The 15,317-nt window shown below is 70.6% G+C and carries 16 protein-coding genes; 8 read left to right on the top strand and 8 right to left on the bottom strand.

Annotation, left to right across the window (positions count from 1 at the left end; genetic code table 11):
• Positions 1-63 precede the first annotated feature (63 nt).
• Positions 64-1,158 carry a site-specific DNA-methyltransferase gene (locus ABD056_RS14275; protein ID WP_343867636.1) on the top strand — a complete coding sequence of 365 codons (1,095 nt, stop codon included), beginning with the start codon at positions 64-66 and terminating at the stop codon, positions 1,156-1,158.
• A gap of 21 nt (positions 1,159-1,179) precedes the next feature.
• Here the strand turns inward: ABD056_RS14275 and ABD056_RS14270 are convergent, their stop codons facing one another.
• Positions 1,180-2,205, bottom strand: a complete 1,026-nt coding sequence (locus ABD056_RS14270; RefSeq protein WP_343867634.1) for a lysylphosphatidylglycerol synthase domain-containing protein — start codon at positions 2,203-2,205, stop codon at positions 1,180-1,182.
• 153 nt (positions 2,206-2,358) lie between these two features.
• Entirely contained in the window at positions 2,359-2,808 is a 450-nt protein-coding gene (locus ABD056_RS14265; protein WP_343867633.1) for a hypothetical protein, read from the bottom strand.
• A 252-nt stretch (positions 2,809-3,060) separates the two neighbouring features.
• Between ABD056_RS14265 and ABD056_RS14260 the strand changes: the two genes are divergently transcribed.
• The 3 genes from ABD056_RS14260 (at position 3,061) to ABD056_RS14250 (ending at position 5,206) form a co-directional block, all read left to right on the top strand.
• Positions 3,061-3,666, top strand: a complete 606-nt coding sequence (locus ABD056_RS14260) for an SAM-dependent methyltransferase (RefSeq protein WP_343867632.1) — start codon at positions 3,061-3,063, stop codon at positions 3,664-3,666.
• Between the two features lie 20 nt (positions 3,667-3,686).
• Positions 3,687-4,094, top strand: a complete 408-nt coding sequence (locus ABD056_RS14255; RefSeq protein ID WP_343867630.1) for an HIT family protein — start codon at positions 3,687-3,689, stop codon at positions 4,092-4,094.
• 107 nt (positions 4,095-4,201) lie between these two features.
• Positions 4,202-5,206, top strand: a complete 1,005-nt coding sequence (locus tag ABD056_RS14250) for an NAD(P)/FAD-dependent oxidoreductase (protein ID WP_343867628.1) — start codon at positions 4,202-4,204, stop codon at positions 5,204-5,206.
• Here ABD056_RS14250 and ABD056_RS14245 read toward each other — a convergent pair whose 3' ends face one another.
• From ABD056_RS14245 to ABD056_RS14220, 6 genes are all read right to left on the bottom strand, one after another.
• Positions 5,207-5,785 carry a type II toxin-antitoxin system VapC family toxin gene (locus ABD056_RS14245; RefSeq protein WP_343867626.1) on the bottom strand — a complete coding sequence of 193 codons (579 nt, stop codon included), beginning with the start codon at positions 5,783-5,785 and terminating at the stop codon, positions 5,207-5,209.
• 10 nt (positions 5,786-5,795) lie between these two features.
• Complete coding sequence (locus ABD056_RS14240) at positions 5,796-6,074, bottom strand: hypothetical protein (protein WP_343867624.1); 279 nt, start codon at positions 6,072-6,074, stop codon at positions 5,796-5,798.
• 152 nt (positions 6,075-6,226) lie between these two features.
• A complete protein-coding gene (locus tag ABD056_RS14235) occupies positions 6,227-7,045 on the bottom strand; it encodes an amino acid ABC transporter ATP-binding protein (protein ID WP_343867622.1) in 819 nt (272 codons plus the stop codon).
• A complete protein-coding gene (locus ABD056_RS14230; RefSeq protein ID WP_343867620.1) occupies positions 7,042-8,184 on the bottom strand; it encodes an amino acid ABC transporter permease in 1,143 nt (380 codons plus the stop codon). The genes ABD056_RS14235 and ABD056_RS14230 overlap by 4 nt, the downstream gene beginning before the upstream one ends.
• Entirely contained in the window at positions 8,184-9,392 is a 1,209-nt protein-coding gene (locus tag ABD056_RS14225) for an amino acid ABC transporter permease (protein ID WP_343867618.1), read from the bottom strand. The genes ABD056_RS14230 and ABD056_RS14225 overlap by 1 nt, the downstream gene beginning before the upstream one ends.
• Positions 9,393-9,474: 82 nt before the next feature.
• On the bottom strand, positions 9,475-10,500 hold the full coding sequence (locus tag ABD056_RS14220) for an amino acid ABC transporter substrate-binding protein (RefSeq protein ID WP_343867616.1): 1,026 nt from the start codon (positions 10,498-10,500) through the stop codon (positions 9,475-9,477).
• A 466-nt stretch (positions 10,501-10,966) separates the two neighbouring features.
• Here ABD056_RS14220 and ABD056_RS14215 point away from each other — a divergent pair, with 466 nt between their 5' ends.
• The 4 genes from ABD056_RS14215 to ABD056_RS14200 all read left to right on the top strand — a co-directional run.
• A complete protein-coding gene (locus ABD056_RS14215) occupies positions 10,967-12,310 on the top strand; it encodes a tetratricopeptide repeat protein (protein ID WP_343867614.1) in 1,344 nt (447 codons plus the stop codon).
• A 2-nt stretch (positions 12,311-12,312) separates the two neighbouring features.
• The gene (locus ABD056_RS14210) at positions 12,313-13,782 is read left to right on the top strand and encodes an ExeA family protein (RefSeq protein WP_343867612.1); all 1,470 of its coding nucleotides are present in this window, start codon (positions 12,313-12,315) and stop codon (positions 13,780-13,782) included.
• Positions 13,779-14,522, top strand: a complete 744-nt coding sequence (locus ABD056_RS14205) for a prepilin peptidase (RefSeq protein ID WP_343867610.1) — start codon at positions 13,779-13,781, stop codon at positions 14,520-14,522. Before ABD056_RS14210 ends, ABD056_RS14205 begins: the two co-directional genes overlap by 4 nt.
• A gap of 55 nt (positions 14,523-14,577) precedes the next feature.
• On the top strand, positions 14,578-15,317 hold a 740-nt coding region (locus ABD056_RS14200; RefSeq protein WP_343867608.1), incomplete at its 3' end, for a secretin N-terminal domain-containing protein.

Here is a 15,317-nt window from a genome sequence, read left to right as displayed (position 1 = left end):
CGATTCTTGACCCGAGTCGCAGCTTGCGCGAACAGTCGTGTCAGCACAGAGGACACGACAGCCATGACCAGCACCCTGAAGACCAACCGCATCTACGAAGGCGACTGCATCGCCATCCTGGAAAGCCTGCCGGAAAAGTCGGTGGACATGATCTTCGCCGACCCGCCGTACAACCTTCAGCTCGGCGGCGACCTGCACCGGCCGGACAACTCCCGCGTCGACGGCGTCGACAACGACTGGGACAAGTTCGCCAGCTTTCAGGCCTATGACGAGTTCAGCCGCCGCTGGCTGACGGCGGCGCGGCGGGTGCTGAAGGACGACGGCACGCTGTGGGTCATCGGCAGCTACCACAACATCTATCGCGTCGGCGCCATGCTGCAGGACATGGGCTTCTGGATGCTGAACGACGTGGTGTGGCGCAAGACCAACCCCATGCCCAACTTCCGCGGCCGTCGCTTCACCAATGCGCACGAGACGCTGCTGTGGGTCTCCAAGCACGAAGACAGCAAGTACACCTTCAACTACGACGCCCTGAAGGAACTGAACGAGGGCCTGCAGATGCGCTCCGACTGGACCCTGCCGCTGTGCACGGGGTCGGAGCGGCTGAAGGACGGCGACGGCCAGAAGGTCCACCCGACCCAGAAGCCGGAGGCGCTGCTCTACCGCGTGCTGCTGTCGTCGACCAAGCCGGGCGACGTGGTGCTCGACCCCTTCTTCGGCACCGGCACCACCGGCGCCGTGGCCAAGAAGCTGGGCCGCAAGTGGATCGGCATCGAGCGTGACAAGACCTATATCGACGCCGCCCGCGTCCGCATCGCGGCGGTGGAGGAAGTTAAGGACCTGTCGCTGCTCGCCACCCCCTCCAAGCGCAGCGAGCCGCGGGTGCCGTTCGGCAACATCGTGGAACGCGGCCTGCTGAAGGCCGGCGACGTGCTCTATGACCCGCGCGGGCGGGCGGTGGCGCGGGTGAAGGCCGACGGCACCATCATCGCCGAGGACCACAAGGGCTCCATCCACAAGGTCGGCGCCGCCGTGCAGAACGCGCCGTCGTGCAACGGCTGGACCTTCTGGCACTTCAAGGCCGGCGACCAGATGGTGGCCATCGACGTGCTGCGCCAGAAGCTGCGCACCGAAATGGGCGGCGCCGAACTGAACTGACGGCGCCGGCCGGGGCCCGCCTCAGGCGGCGAGGTCTTCGGCCATTTCCCGCCCGGCGGCGGTGGCGGTGGTGGCGGCGGCCGGGCTCGGCGGGCGACGGCGCTGGCGGTGACGATGGTGCAGCTCGAACGCCGCCATCATCAGCCCGGCCAGCGCCAGCGGCACCAGATTGTATGTCAGGCGGTAGAGCAGGGCGGCGCCGATCACCGACTCCGGCGCCACGCCCGGCAACATGACCAGGATGGCGCCCTCGAACACGCCGAGGCCGCCCGGCACGTGGCTGGCGATGCCGGCCATCAGCGCGGTGGTGTAAAGCCCGAGGTAGAGGCCGAGGTTGAGCCCGCTGTGGTCCGGCAGGAAGGTGTAGAGCACCAGCCCGGCGCAGGCGATGTCGCCCATGGCCAGCAGGCCCTGCAGCGGCAGCATCCAGCGCCGCGGCGGCGCCAGCCGCAGGCCCGGCAGCGGCAGGCTGCGGCGGACGGCGAAGGTCCACAGGGCGGCAGCGGCGACCACGGTGATGCCGGCCAGCGCCAGCAGGTGCATCATCTCCACCGGCAGGCCGGTGATGGTGGCCGCCTGGCGTGGGCTGCCGATCACCGCCACCAGCATCCACAGCAGGGCGCCCAGCCCGAAGCTGCCGCCGGTGAACACCATGATGCGGGCGACCGCGCCGGCCCCCACGCCATCATGTGAATACATACGATAGCGGATGGCGCCGCCGGTGACGGCCCCGAAGCCGACGTTGTGGCTGATGGCCTGGCTGACGAAACTGGCGGCGAAGATGCGCGGCCACGGCTGGCGGGCGCCGACGTAGCGCATGGCCATCATGTCGACCACGCACAGGCAGGCATGGCTGGCAATGGCGAAGCCGACGCCGAGCCACACGGCAGCGGCAGGCACCCGGTGGGCGGCGGCCAGCACATCGGCCAGGGTGACGCTGCGCAGGGCCTCGTGCACCACCGACAGGGCGGCGGCGAGCAGGCCGAGGGCAAAGGCCACGCTTCCCCAATGCAGGATGCGCCGCGCCCAGGGCCGCGAATGGCTCATGATGATGTCGTCCCCCGATGCCGCCGCGGCGGCTGCCCCGCCGGTCCATCTGCATGGCCGGCGCGGGGAGGAACTGTATCCCTCCGCCGGCCCGCCTGCACCTAAACTTTTCGCCATCCGGGGCGGGGTGCGGGGCGGGGCGGGCGGGGCGGTTCAGGCGGGGCAGGCGTCGGCCTGGACGTCGCGGGCGAGGTTGTCGGCCAGCCGCGTCAGCAGGTAAAGGGCGGCCTGCCGCGCCATGGGGTCGAGCCCCTCGGTGGCGACGGTGTCGATGCGGTCCATGGCGGCCGCCAGGGCCGGGCGCAGCGGCTCGGCGGCGGGCGCGGCGGTCAGGTGCCCGGCGGCGGTCAGCTCCACCAGCCCGGCGGCGATCAGCTGGCGGATGGCGGCAAGGCGCGCGTCGGGCGGCAGCGATCCGGCCGGGGCGGGCAGGGCATCCGGCAGCAGGCTGGCGTGTTCCAGCACCGCGCTCAGCACCATGGCCTGTTCCCCGGTCAGGCCGAAACGGCCGACCCGGCGTTCGAAGGCGCGGGCGGCAAGGCGGGCGACGGTAAAGACCTGACTGGCGTAGGAAGCCCCAAGGGCGGACAGACTGGCAGACATGGACGATCACCACCTGTGGATCGCGCCGCCGGCCGCCAGCCCCCGCTGCGTCCGCCGGCCGGACCCGATGTTGAAAGTCAGGATCCGCCGCACCCGTGCTACCTCGAAAGGCGCAGGCGACTCATAATCATTTACCTATGCAGTATCAACCCCAGATTTCGCTGCGCCGCAAAAAGATGACAGGGCTGTTGCACTTCTGCCGCACCGCGGGCCATGCTGTGGCCCCCGCATCACCTACCGCCGCACGAGGGTATGATGTCCGCCTTCTGGGACGACAAGTTTGCCGGCCGCGACTATGTCTACGGCACCGAGCCCAACGCCTTCCTGGTATCGCAGCGCCATCGCCTGACGCCGGGGATGGAGGTGCTGGCGGTGGCCGATGGCGAGGGCCGCAACGGCGTCTGGCTGGCCGAGCAGGGCATGCGCGTCAGCACCGTCGACGGCTCGCCGGTGGCGGTGCAGAAGGCGCTCAAGCTGGCGCTCGACCGCCGCGTCACCATCCACGCCCAGGTGGCCGACCTGACCGACTGGGTCTGGCCGGTGGCCGCCTTCGATGCGGTCGCCGCCATCTTCATCCATTTCGGGCCCGATCTGCGGCGGTCCATGCACCACGCCATGTACGGCGCCCTCAAGCCCGGCGGCCTGCTGCTGATGGAGGTGTTCCACCCCGACCAGCTGGGCCGCGGCTCCGGCGGGCCGCCGGTGCGCGAGATGCTCTACGACGCCGCCATCCTCGCCGACGATTTCCGCGGCGCCGACATCCTGCACCTTGACGAGGTGGAGACGGACCTGGACGAAGGGCCGCTGCATCGCGGCAGCGCCCGCGTCACCCGCCTCGTCGCCCGCCGCCCGCAATGACCGAGGAGACATCCGCCGCCATGACCCGCACCATCTTCACCCGCCTGATCGAGGGCGAACTGCCCTGCGCCAAGGTCTACGAGGACGACCTGACCTTCGCCTTCATGGACGCCGGACAGGTCAACCCCGGCCATGTGCTGGTGGCCCTGAAGCGGCCGGCGGAAACTCTGCTCGACATGACTGAGGACGAGACCGCCGCCCTGTTCCGCACCGTCCACAAGGTGGCGAAGGCGGTGCAGGAGGCGTTCTCGCCGGCCGGGGTGACGGTGCTGCAGGCCAATCGCCCGGCCGGCTGGCAGACGGTGCCGCATGTGCATGTCCACGTGCTGCCCCGCCATGCCGACGATGGCGTCGACCTGGTGTGGCCGCGCAAGGAGCCGGCCCTGGACGTGCTGAAGGATCTGGCGGCGCGCCTGCGAGTCGAGTGATCCGCTGATGGTCTGAGGCGATTGTGCATTGCACAATGGCGCCGGCGCCCCCACCCTGAGGGTGAGCGGCGGCTTGCGCCGTCGCGCCACTGACCGGAGCCGCGCCTGTGACCCCTTCCAATTCCATCGCCATCATCGGCGCCGGCATGGCCGGCCTTGCCTGTGCCCGCCGGCTGGCGGACGAGGGCCTGCCGGTGGCGGTATTCGACAAGGGCCGCGGCATCGGCGGCCGCCTTGCCACCCGCCGCACCGGCGACCTCGCCTTCGACCACGGCGCCCAGTACGCCACCGCCCGGGCGCCGGAGTTCCTTGCCGCCCTCAGCAATGCCGCCGCCCATGGCCATGCCGCCGACTGGCCGGCGGCCTGGGCCATGCTGGCGGAGGAGGGCGTCACCCGCGTCACCGCCGGCGAACCGCGTTGGGTGGGGACGCCGGGAATGAGCGGGCTGGTGCGCGACCTGGCGGCCGGCCTGACGGTTCGCGCCGGCACCCGCATCACCGGCCTGGGGCCGGCACCCGGCGGCGGCTGGCAGCTGACCGACGCCGACGGCGGTGCCCATGGCCCGTTCCGGCGCGTCGTGCTGGCGGTACCGGCCCCGCAGGTGGCGGAGCTGCTGGGGCCGCGGGCAGCCCTGTTTCCCGCCCTGGCGACGGTGCGTTACGCCCCCTGCTGGGCGGCGCTGGTGGCCTGGCCCGAGCCATTGCCGCTGCCCTTCGACGCCGCCCGCCTGGAGGCCGACCCGGTGCTCGCCATGGCCGCCCGCACCAGCGGCCGCCCCGGCCGCCCGAACGGCGCCGACTGCTGGGTGCTGCACGCGACGCCCGAGTGGTCGCGGCGTCATCTGGAGGATGCGGCCGACAGCGTGGCGCCGCGTCTGCTCGACCATTTCCTGGGGCTGACCGGGGTGGCCGAGACGGTGGTGCATCTGGCCGCCCACCGCTGGCGGTACGCCCTGGTGGAGCAGCCGGCGGGCGCCGCCTTCCTGCATGACGAGGCCCTCGGGCTGGCCTTGTGCGGCGACTGGTGCCTCGGCCCGCGCATCGAACTGGCGTTCCTCAGCGGTCACCGCCTGGCGGCGGCGCTGCTGGAGGATCTGGTGGAGGCCGGCTGATCAGGCGGCGGCGGTGGGGCGGTAGAACAGCACCCGGCCGTCGGGCACCATCTGCTGCAGCAGGTCGAAGTCGCCGACGTTGCGGGTCAGCACCGTCCACCCCTGCTGCCGCGCCTGCAGGAACAGCACGGCATCGTGCAGCACCCGGTATTCCTGGCCCTTGGCATAGCCCTGGGTACGGAACAGCATGCCGGCCAGCACCCCCGCCGCCCCCATGACGGCGGCATCGGGGGCGTGCAGGCGGCGGGCCGGGATGTGCTCCATCTGCATCAGCAGCCGGCGCCGGGTTTCCGGTGTGGACGGATGGTCCGGTTGCAGGCGCCCGAGAAGATGCGTCAGCTCCGCCAGGGTGACGGTCGAGTGCTGGATCTGCCGGCCGCCCAGGTGGCGGTCGAGGGAGGGCGGGGCGGTGTTCTGCAGGATGTCGGCGTAGACGCAGGTGTCGAGCAGCAGCGCCTCCCCGGTCGGCGGGGCGTCGTCCGCGAAGCTGAGGGCGGCGTCAGGGCGGCGCTGCAGCGTCGCCGTCCACTTGTGCGGCTTCAGCCACCGCAGGGTCCGCTCGCCGTCGAAGGCTCCCACCGCCGCCCCGTCAGATTTCCAGGTCCACGGCGGGATCAACGGTGCCGCGCTGGCTGATCAGGAAGTCGCCGAAATCATCATCCTCCACCACCACCTTCGCCAGTGCGTATTCCAGCAGTTCCTCGTCGGTGGTGGCGTGGGTGTGGTCGCGGGCGGCTTCCACCAGGGCGCGGGAGAGGCGGGCGGTGACCGGGGTGTCCTTCTCGCCATCGAGCAGGCCGGCATCGCGCGCTGCGTCCAGCGTGGCGACCATGCGGGGGTTGGGGTGCATGCGCTTGTTGCCGCCCATGGCAGACCTCGTGCTCTCGTCTGTTCGATAGATGGCATGCGGCGGCCGGTTCGGCAAGCGCCGCCGCCGCCCCCGGCCCGGCGGCAAGGAAAAGGGGCCGCCCCCGTGCGGAGGCGGCCCCTGTCTGGCGTGCGCCGGGCGACGGTCAGCGGTCAGTGGTGCTGGATGATCTGGCTGAGGAACTGGCGCGTCCGCTCTTCCTGCGGGTTGGCGAACAGTTCCTTCGGCGTGTTCATCTCGACGATCTGGCCGTCGGCCATGAACACCACCGTATCGGCCACCGAGCGGGCAAAGCCCATCTCGTGGGTGACGCAGACCATGGTCATGCCTTCCTGCGCCAGCTCGGTCATGACGTCGAGCACTTCCTTGATCATCTCGGGGTCAAGGGCGGAGGTCGGTTCGTCGAACAGCATGATCGACGGCTTCATGCACAAGCTGCGGGCGATGGCGACGCGCTGCTGCTGGCCGCCCGACAGCTGGCCGGGGTACTTGTTGGCCTGCTCGGGGATCTTGACGCGGCCGAGGTAGTACATGGCCGTGTCGATGGCTTCCTTGCGGGGCGTCTTCTTCACCCAGATGGGGCCGAGGATCAGGTTCTCCAGCACCGTCAGGTGGGGGAACAGGTTGAAGCTCTGGAACACCATGCCGACGTCCTTGCGGATGGCCTCGATGGCCTTGACGTCGTTGGTCAGCGTCACCCCGTTGACGATGATGTCGCCCTTCTGGTGCTCTTCCAGCCGGTTGATGCAGCGGATCATGGTGGACTTGCCGGAGCCCGAGGGGCCGCAGACCACCACCCGCTCGCCCTTGCGGACGTTCAGGTTGATGTCGCGCAGGACGTGGAACTGGCCGTACCACTTGTTCACGCCCTGCAGCTTGATCACCACCTCGGTGCCGACGGCGGGCGTGGCGCGCGCGGTGTCGGTGGGTTCGGAGGCGGCGGTTTGGGTCGGTTCGGTGCCGTTGGTCATCGACGGGTTCCCGTGTTCAGGCGGCGCTCCAGATACTGGCTGTAGCGCGACATGAAGAAGGCGAAGCAGAAGTACAGGGTGGCGGCGAAGATGTAGCTCTCCGCATAGAACTGGCGCCAGTTCGGGTCCGCCAGCGAGGTCTTCGCGGTGGTCAGCAGGTCGTACAGACCGATGATGATGACCAGCGAGGTGTCCTTGAAGGTGGAGATGAACTGGTTGACCAGGGGCGGAATCACCATCCGCAGCGCCTGCGGCAGGATGATCAGCCGCGTCTTCTGCCAATAGCTGAGGCCGAGGCTGTCGGCGGCTTCATACTGTCCCTGCGGCAGCGATTGCAGGCCGCCGCGGATCGCCTCGGCCAGATAGGCCGACGTGAACAGCGTGATGCCGGCAACGGCGCGCAGCAGCTTGTCGATGGTCACTCCCTCCGGCATGAACAGCGGGAACATGATGGAGGCCATGAACAGCACCGAAATCAGCGGCACGCCGCGGATCAGCTCGATGAAGGTGACGCAGACGGTCTTGATCGCCGGCAGGTCGGAACGGCGGCCGAGGGCCAGCAGCACCGCCAGCGGGAAGGCGGCGGCGATGCCCACCACCGACAGCACCAGCGTCAGCGGCACGCCGCCCCACTGGGTGTTGTCGACATAGGTCAGGCCGAACACCCCGCCCCACATCAGGATGCCGCAGGCGGTCAGGCCGGCGGCCCACAGGACCAGCAGGCCCTTGTTCCACAGCCCGGGCCAGCACGAGGCGGCGATGAGGGCGATGAACAGCACCACCGCCACCATGGGCCGCCACTGTTCGTCGAACGGGTAGAGGCCGAACAGGATGAAGCGGTGCTTCTGTTCCACGAAGGCCCAGCAGGCGCCGGCGCCTTCCACCTTGCAGGCGTCAGAGGTGTCCGACGACCACACGGCGCTGAGGAACGCCCAGTCGATGAACGGCGGGATGATCAGCCACAGCAGGTAGAGGCACAGCAGCGTGGCAATGGTGTTGGGGACGGAGCTGAACAGGTGCTTGCGGCTCCAGCCCAGCAGATCCCACGACCGGGTGGGCGGATGGCCCGCGGTGGGCTCGTCCGGTTCCTCGGTGTGGGTATAGGCGGGGTTGCGGATGTCGCGGTCGTCGGTGCGCATCACTTGCGTCCTCCCCGCAGGGCGATATGGCCGTTGTACCAGTTCATGAAGGCGGAGATGGACAGGCTCACGGTCAGGTACACCGCCATGATGATCGCCACGCCTTCAACCGCCTGGCCGGTCTGGTTGATGGTGGTGTTGGCGGTGGCCACCAGATCGGGGTAGCCGATGGCGATGGCGAGCGAGCTGTTCTTGGTCAGGTTCAGGTACTGGCTGGTCAGCGGCGGAATGATCACCCGCAGCGCCTGCGGCAGCAGCACGAGGCGCATCACCAGCCCGCGCCGCAGGCCGATGGCGACGGCCGCCTCGGTCTGGCCGAAGGGCACCGCCAGGATGCCGCCGCGCACGATCTCGGCGATGAAGGCGGCGGTATAGAGGGTCAGGCCAAACAGCAGGGCGGCGAATTCCGGCGTCAGCAGGGCGCCGCCGCGGAAGTTGAAGCCGCTCAGTTCCGGCACGTCGATGGCGGTCGGCGCGCCGCCCACGGCCCACAGGGCGACCGGCAGGGCGATGAACAGCCCGAGCGCCGGCAGCAGCACGTTGGGGCGGCGGCCGGTGTCGCCCTGGATGCGGTTGGCGCGGCGGTTGAGCCACCACGTCGCCACGGCGGCGAGCCCGAGGCCCACCACGCCCAGCGTCCAGCCCGTTTCCCACACCGGGAAGGGATAGCGGAAGCCGCGGTTGGACAGGAACACGCCCTCGATCGGCTCCAGCGCATCACGCGGATGCGGCAGCGACGTCTGGATCAGCGCGTACCAGAAGAACAGCTGCAGCAGCAGGGGAATGTTGCGCAGGCCCTCGACGTAGATGCTCGCCAGCTTGGCCAGCAGCCAGTTGTTCGACAGCCGGGCGATGCCGATGATGGTGCCGAGCACGGTCGCCAGCACGATGCCGATGACGCTGACCTTCAGCGTGTTCATCAGGCCGGCCAGGATGACCCGGCCGTAGGTGTCGGCGGGCGAATACTCGATCACCGATTCCGAGATGTCGAAGCCCGCCTCGCGCTCCAGGAAGCCGAAGCCCGTGGCGATGTCGCGCGCCGACAGGTTGGTGAGGGTGTTGTGGACGAGATAGCCGCCGATCGCGACCACCACGCCGATGGTCAGGACCTGGTACAGCACGGCCCGGACGCGCGTATCGTTGAGGAACGACCCACTGCGTCCGCCCGCGGAGCTGCCCGTCCCGCGCGAGGATTTCTGTTCAGCCATGAACCTTCACGACCCGTACAAAGGGCGATCGCCGGCCCCCATCCGCAGAGGGGGTGCCGGCGACCGCGGTTTTACTGGCTTGTTAACGGGCCGGCGGGGCGTACATCAGGCCGCCGTCGGTCCACAGCGCGTTCAGGCCGCGCTCCAGCTTCAGGGGGCTGTCCTTGCCGACGTTGCGCTCGAACGACTGGCCGTAGTTGCCGACCTGCTTGATGACGTTGTAGGCCCATTCGTTGGGCAGGCCGAGGGCGTCACCCATGCCCGGCGTCACGCCCAGCAGGCGCTTGATGTTGGGGTTTTCGCTGGCCTTCATCTCGTCGACGTTCTCGGAGGTGATGCCCAGTTCCTCGGCCTCGACCATGGCGTAGAACGCCCACTTCACCACGTCGAACCACTGGTCGTCGCCATGGCGCACGGCCGGGGTCAGCGGCTCCTTGGAGATCAGCTCCGGCAGGATGACGTGATCGTCGGGGTTCGGCAGGTCATTGGCGCGGATGGCGGCCAGCTGGGAGGCGTCGGAGGTGATGGCGTCGCAGCGGCCGGAGGCGTAGGCGGCGTTGACCTCTTCAAAGGCCTCGATGGTCAGCGGGTTGAGCTTCATGCCGTTGGCGCGGAAGTAGTCGGCCATGTTCAGCTCGGTGGTGGTGCCGGTCTGCACGCAGACGGTGGCGCCGTCCAGTTCCTTCGCCGATTTCACGCCGAGCGACTTCGGAACCATGAAGCCCTGGCCGTCGTAATAGTTGACGGCGGCGAAGTTCAGGCCGTTGGCGGTGTCGCGGGTGAGCGTCCAGGTGGTGTTGCGCGACAGGATGTCGACTTCACCAGCCTGCAGGGCGGCAAGGCGCTGCTGGGCGGACAGGGCGACGTACTTCACCTTCTCCGAATCGCCGAACACGGCGGCGGCCACGGCGCGGCAGATGTCGATGTCCAGGCCCTTGAACTTGCCCTGGGCATCGGGGGCGCCGAAACCGGCGAGACCGGTGTGAACACCGCACACCACCTGACCGCGGCTCTTGACCGAATCGAACGTCGGGCCGGCCTGGGCGGCGCCGGCGGAAACACCCACGGCCAGAGCGGCAACGGCAGTGGCGGTAAACAGCTTCTTCATCAAATGCCTCCCGTTCAAAGGGCAAAAGGAAACGGTTTGCGTCGGCGCGTGATCCGGTCGCAGCCTCCCCGCGGCCGGCATTTCGCGTCGAAACCTTGTTTTCGGGCGGATGGTAGCCGATCCAAAGGCGACTGAAAAGCTCGTGTTTCGTTCGAGTGAAACCCGTTTCATTTGATTCAAGCCGCGCTTGTGCAGGCGCTCGTTTGTTGCAGTGCAAGAACACCCTGGTTCTGACTTATGCCCTAGTTGCATTCCCTTGGCCCCTCCCATAGGCTGCGTAAGGTTTTGATCCTGCTGGTGCCATGGCGGCGGCAGACGGGGTTGTGCCTTTACCGAATCGTCATCTGTGGCTGATACTCTGCGTCCGCCGACGGCATCGGGCGCTTTCGGTGTGTCTCAGCGGCACGCCGGGGGCGGGTGAGGGGAAGAGAGGGGCCTGCCGGGCCCCGCGGGTCGGAAGTGGTGGATGAGCGTACTGTTCAAGGCGCTTGAAAAGGCGGCGCGCCAGAACGCCGCAGCGCAGGATACGGCCGCCGGCACGGGGAGCGCGGCGGCAGGGTGGGACGACATGCCCGCGGCTCCGGCCGCCGGCGGTCGCGGCCGCACCGTCGTCCGCATCGTCGGGCTGCTGTTCCTGGCGGCGACGGCGGTGGTGCTGGCCGGCCTGGTGCTCTATTCCGACGACATCGAACGCATGCTGGCCGATGCCATGGTGGCGCCGGTCGCCCCGGTGACGCCGGTCGCGCCGGTCGTGGCCCCTGCCGACCCGGCGCCGCAGCCGGCGGTGCCGGAAGCCGTGGCCGAGGCCCCTGCCGCTGCCGAGGCTCCCGCTGCCGACGCGCCTGCCGCTGCCGACAGCCTTGCCGCGGCGCCTGCTGCGGACGATGCGGCGGCACCCGCCGCCGATCCGGCGCCGGTGGTCGCGGCCGCTCCGCCGGCCGTGGCCCAGGCGCCCCAGGAGCCCGACGCGGTCGATCCCGACGACGACATTGCCCTGCTGATGCAGCTGGGGGCCGCCCGCCGCGGTGCGGCGCCGGCCTCGGCGGAACCGGCCGTGCCGGCGGTGACGCCGCCGGTGGTGGTGGTCGCGCGGCCGGACCGGGTGACGGTGGAAGACGCCTTCGGCATCCGGCAGGCGGCGGTGGACGGCCTGCAGGTGAGCGCTCCGGCGGTGGTGGGTCGCGATGCCGGCTCCACCGGCGCCGATGGCGTCACCGTCGCCACCATCCCCATGGAAACCCAGGCGAGCCTTGCCGAGGCCTATACGGCGCTGGTGCGCGGCAACCATGCCTCGGCGCTGGAAAGCTATGCCGCGGTGGCGGCGCGCGAGCCTGACAACGTGGCCGCCCTGGCCGGTCAGGCGGCGGCGCTGCACAAGCTGCGGCGGCTGGACGAGGCGCGCGCCGCCTACGAGCAGGTGCTCGCCCGCCAGCCCGATCACCGCGAGGCGCTGACCAACATGATCGCCCTGATCGGCGACAGTTCCCCGCGCGACGCCATCCGTCGGCTGGAGGCGCTGCAGGCGCAGGCGCCCGATTTCAGCCCGGTGCCGGCGCAGCTGGGCATGCTGCACGCCCGCCTGGGCGACGTCGACCGCGCCGCGGCGGCGCTGCGGCGGGCCATCGCCCTGTCGCCGGACAACGCGCTCTATCACTACAACCTGGCGGTGGTCAGCGACCGCGCCGGCCGCCATGCCGAGGCGGCGCAGGCCTACGAGCACGTGCTGCGGCTGATCGCCGGCGGTGCCGCCGCCGGCATGGACCCGCGCCCCATCCAGGAGCGGCTGGCCTTCCTGCGGGCGGGGCGCTGACCATGCCGTACCTCGCCCACTTCGCCCTGGCGGTCCACCCCTTCGGCCTGACGCCGAACACCGAGCAGTATTTCCCCACCGCCAACAACACCCACATCCTGCAGTCGCTGCAATACGCGACCGCCAAGCGCGGCGGCATCCTGAAGGTGGTCGGCGATGTCGGCACCGGCAAGACCATGCTCTGCCGGCTGCTGCTGCGGGCGTTGATGGACAACCCGGACACCCGCGGCGGCGTCGCCTACCTCAACGCCCCGCAGGCCGACGGGGAATGGCTGCTGGCGGCGCTGTGCATCGAGTTCGGGCTGGACGGCGGCGGCAACCGGGCGGAGCTGATGCACCGCCTCAACCAGTTCCTGGTGGCCGCCCATGCCGAGGGCCGCACCTGCGTGGTGGTGGTGGACGAGGCCCAGGCCCTCGGCCCGGCCGGGCTGGAGACCATCCGCCTGCTGTCCAACCTGGAGACGGAAACCGCCAAGCTGCTGCAGATCGTGCTGTTCGGCCAGCCGGAGCTGGACGCCCTGCTGGCGCGGCCGGACCTGCGGCAGATCAACCAGCGCATCGTCTTCGCCTTCAACACCCAGCCGCTGAGCGAGCCGGAGGTCGGCGCCTACGTGCAGCACCGGCTGCGCTGCTCGCGCCTGCCGGGGGTGGAATTCCCGGTGCTGACGCCGCCGGCGCTCGACCTGCTGGCGCGCGCCAGCCGGGGCGTGCCGCGGGTGGTGAACATCCTGGCCGACAAGGCGCTGATGATCGCCTTCGGTGAGAACGCCATGCCGGTGACCGAGGCCCACGTCGCCAAGGCGGTGGCCGACAGCCGCGCCATCGTCGGCGACGTGCCGCTGCGCCGCCCCCGCCGAGGCTGGGGGCGTCGCCTGCTGTGGGCCAGCATCGCCGTCGAGGCGGCGGTGGTGGCCGGCATCCTGGTGCTCAACCCGGACCTGCCGCGCCGCGCCCTCGACCTGCTGACCGCCGAGCCTGCCCCGGCCCCCGCTGTCGCCGCCCCGGCTCCCGCTCCTGTCGCCCCGGCGGCGCCGGCCGTCGCCGCTCCCGCCGCTGCGCCGGCGGAGCCCGTTGCTCCCGCCGTCGCCGCACCGGCCGCCGTGGCCCCGGTGGCGGCCCCGGCCGAGCCTGCCGTCGAGGCCGCCGCCGAGCCTGCCATCGAGGCCGCTGCCGAGCCGGCCCCGGCCGTGCCGCCGGTGGTGCCGTCGTCGCTGCCGGCACCCGCACCGGCTGTCGTACCTGCTCCTGCGCATGCTCCTGCTCCTGCCGCCGCGCCGCCGGCCAGCGGATCGGCGGTGCCGGTGCCCACGCCCAAGCCGGTGGCCGTGGCGCCCTCATCCGCCGCCAGCCCCGCCCCGCCAGTCGCGCAGACGGTGACCGGCGGCAGTGCGGTGGTGACGGTCAATGCCCGGCGCGAGGACGGCTCGCTGGTCGGCCGCCGCATGCCCGACGGAAGCTGGCGATGGGAATGATCGACCTCGCCCTTGCCGCCCTGCTCGGGCTCGTCGCCGGCTCCTTCGCCAGCGCCGTGTCCTATCGCCTGCCGCGCGGCCTGCCCATGGTGGCGGCGCGCTCGGCCTGCCCGCAGTGCGGCCGGGCGCTGGCGCCGCTGGACCTGGTGCCGCTTCTCAGCTGGGCGGCCAACCGCGGCCGCTGCCGTCATTGCGGCGCCGGCGTGTCGTGGCGCTATCCGCTGACCGAGGTGGCGGCAGCGGCCGCCTTCGTGCTCATCGCCTGGGCGGAAGGATCGTGGCTGACGGCGGGGCTGCTGATGGTGGTGGCGACGTTGCTGATCACCGCCGCCGTCATCGACCTGGAATTCGGCATCCTGCCGGACAAGCTGCACATCGCCGTGGCGCCCTTCGCCCTGGCCTATCGCTGGCTGCTGGACGCGACCCTGCTGCCGGCGCTGCTGGGGGCGGGGGCGGGCTATGCCGCCGGGCTGGCGCTGTTGTACGGCTTCAAGCTGATGACCGGGCGCGAAGGGCTCGGCCGCGGCGACGTGAAGTTCCTGGCGGTGGCGGGCCTGCTGCTGCAGCCGGAACAATGGGTGGCCTTTCCGCTCATCGCCGGGGTGGCGGGGGTGACCACCGGCCTGCTGTGGCGGGCCAGCGGCCGGGGGGCGGAGTTCCCCTTCGGTCCGGCGCTGATCGGCGCCCTGTTCGTGTGCCTGCTGCTGCCGGGCAATACGCTCGGCACGCTGGGGGAATGAGAGGTCTTGTCGGGAGTCGCGGCCGGCGGCTGCGACCGTGGTGAGGGGAATGGGTATGGGTGTGCGTGTGCTTGCTGCCGTCGCGCGACGGTCGGTGCTGATGGGGGTGGCCGGGCTGACGCTGGTGGTGGCGTCGTGCGGCGGCGCCCACGACAGCGCCGGCGGCCTGACCAAGGAAGACTACGAGGCGCTGAAGGCCCGCCGCCCGGCGCCCGACGTGCGCACGCTGGAAGAACCGCCGATCCCCGACCTGCAGCCGATCCTGGCGGCGCCGCAGCCGCCGTCGCTGGCCGACAGCCGCCGCGTCAGCGTGCAGGCGACCGAGCCGACCTCGGTGCGCGACCTGCTGATCGAGATCGCCCGCCGCGCCGACATCGACCTGGAACTGGACCCGCGCATCGAAGGCGGCGTCATCATCACCGCCCGCGACCGCCCGGTGGCCGACGTCATCGACCGCCTGGCCGACCTCGCCGGCCTGCGCTACGAGTTCAAGGACAACCGTCTGCGGGTGGAACTGGACGAGCCTTACCTCGACAGCTATCGGGTGGATGCGCTGTCCCTGCGGCGGACTACCGCCAGTTCCATCTCGTCGTCCACCGACGTGTTCTCGGCAGTGGGCGAGGGCAGCAGCGCCGGCACCAACGCCTCCACCACCGCGGTGACTACCGAGGCCGAGGCCGACCTGTGGCAGGAGATCACCGACAATATCGACTCCATGATCAAGCAGGCGGTGCCGCAGGCGCGCACCGCCCAGGTGACGACCGGCGCCGGGACCGGCCCGACGCCCGGGGAGGG

The sequence above is a fragment of the Caenispirillum bisanense genome (assembly GCF_039523075.1).
GTDB classification, from domain to species: Bacteria; Pseudomonadota; Alphaproteobacteria; order Rhodospirillales; family Rhodospirillaceae; genus Caenispirillum; species Caenispirillum bisanense.
Note: the sequence above shows the minus strand (reverse complement) of the source record. Positions and strands in the feature narration are given on the sequence as shown.

Coding starts and splice junctions, on each gene's coding strand:
- ABD056_RS14260 (WP_343867632.1), top strand. CDS start 3,061: ATGATGTCCGCCTTCTGGGACGACAAGTTTGCCGGCCGCGACTATGTC.
- ABD056_RS14240 (WP_343867624.1), bottom strand. CDS start 6,074: ATGGGCGGCAACAAGCGCATGCACCCCAACCCCCGCATGGTCGCCACG.
- ABD056_RS14205 (WP_343867610.1), top strand. CDS start 13,779: ATGATCGACCTCGCCCTTGCCGCCCTGCTCGGGCTCGTCGCCGGCTCC.
- ABD056_RS14255 (WP_343867630.1), top strand. CDS start 3,687: ATGACCCGCACCATCTTCACCCGCCTGATCGAGGGCGAACTGCCCTGC.
- ABD056_RS14220 (WP_343867616.1), bottom strand. CDS start 10,500: ATGAAGAAGCTGTTTACCGCCACTGCCGTTGCCGCTCTGGCCGTGGGT.
- ABD056_RS14265 (WP_343867633.1), bottom strand. CDS start 2,808: ATGTCTGCCAGTCTGTCCGCCCTTGGGGCTTCCTACGCCAGTCAGGTC.
- ABD056_RS14215 (WP_343867614.1), top strand. CDS start 10,967: ATGAGCGTACTGTTCAAGGCGCTTGAAAAGGCGGCGCGCCAGAACGCC.
- ABD056_RS14225 (WP_343867618.1), bottom strand. CDS start 9,392: ATGGCTGAACAGAAATCCTCGCGCGGGACGGGCAGCTCCGCGGGCGGA.
- ABD056_RS14230 (WP_343867620.1), bottom strand. CDS start 8,184: ATGCGCACCGACGACCGCGACATCCGCAACCCCGCCTATACCCACACC.
- ABD056_RS14235 (WP_343867622.1), bottom strand. CDS start 7,045: ATGACCAACGGCACCGAACCGACCCAAACCGCCGCCTCCGAACCCACC.
- ABD056_RS14210 (WP_343867612.1), top strand. CDS start 12,313: ATGCCGTACCTCGCCCACTTCGCCCTGGCGGTCCACCCCTTCGGCCTG.
- ABD056_RS14275 (WP_343867636.1), top strand. CDS start 64: ATGACCAGCACCCTGAAGACCAACCGCATCTACGAAGGCGACTGCATC.
- ABD056_RS14270 (WP_343867634.1), bottom strand. CDS start 2,205: ATGAGCCATTCGCGGCCCTGGGCGCGGCGCATCCTGCATTGGGGAAGC.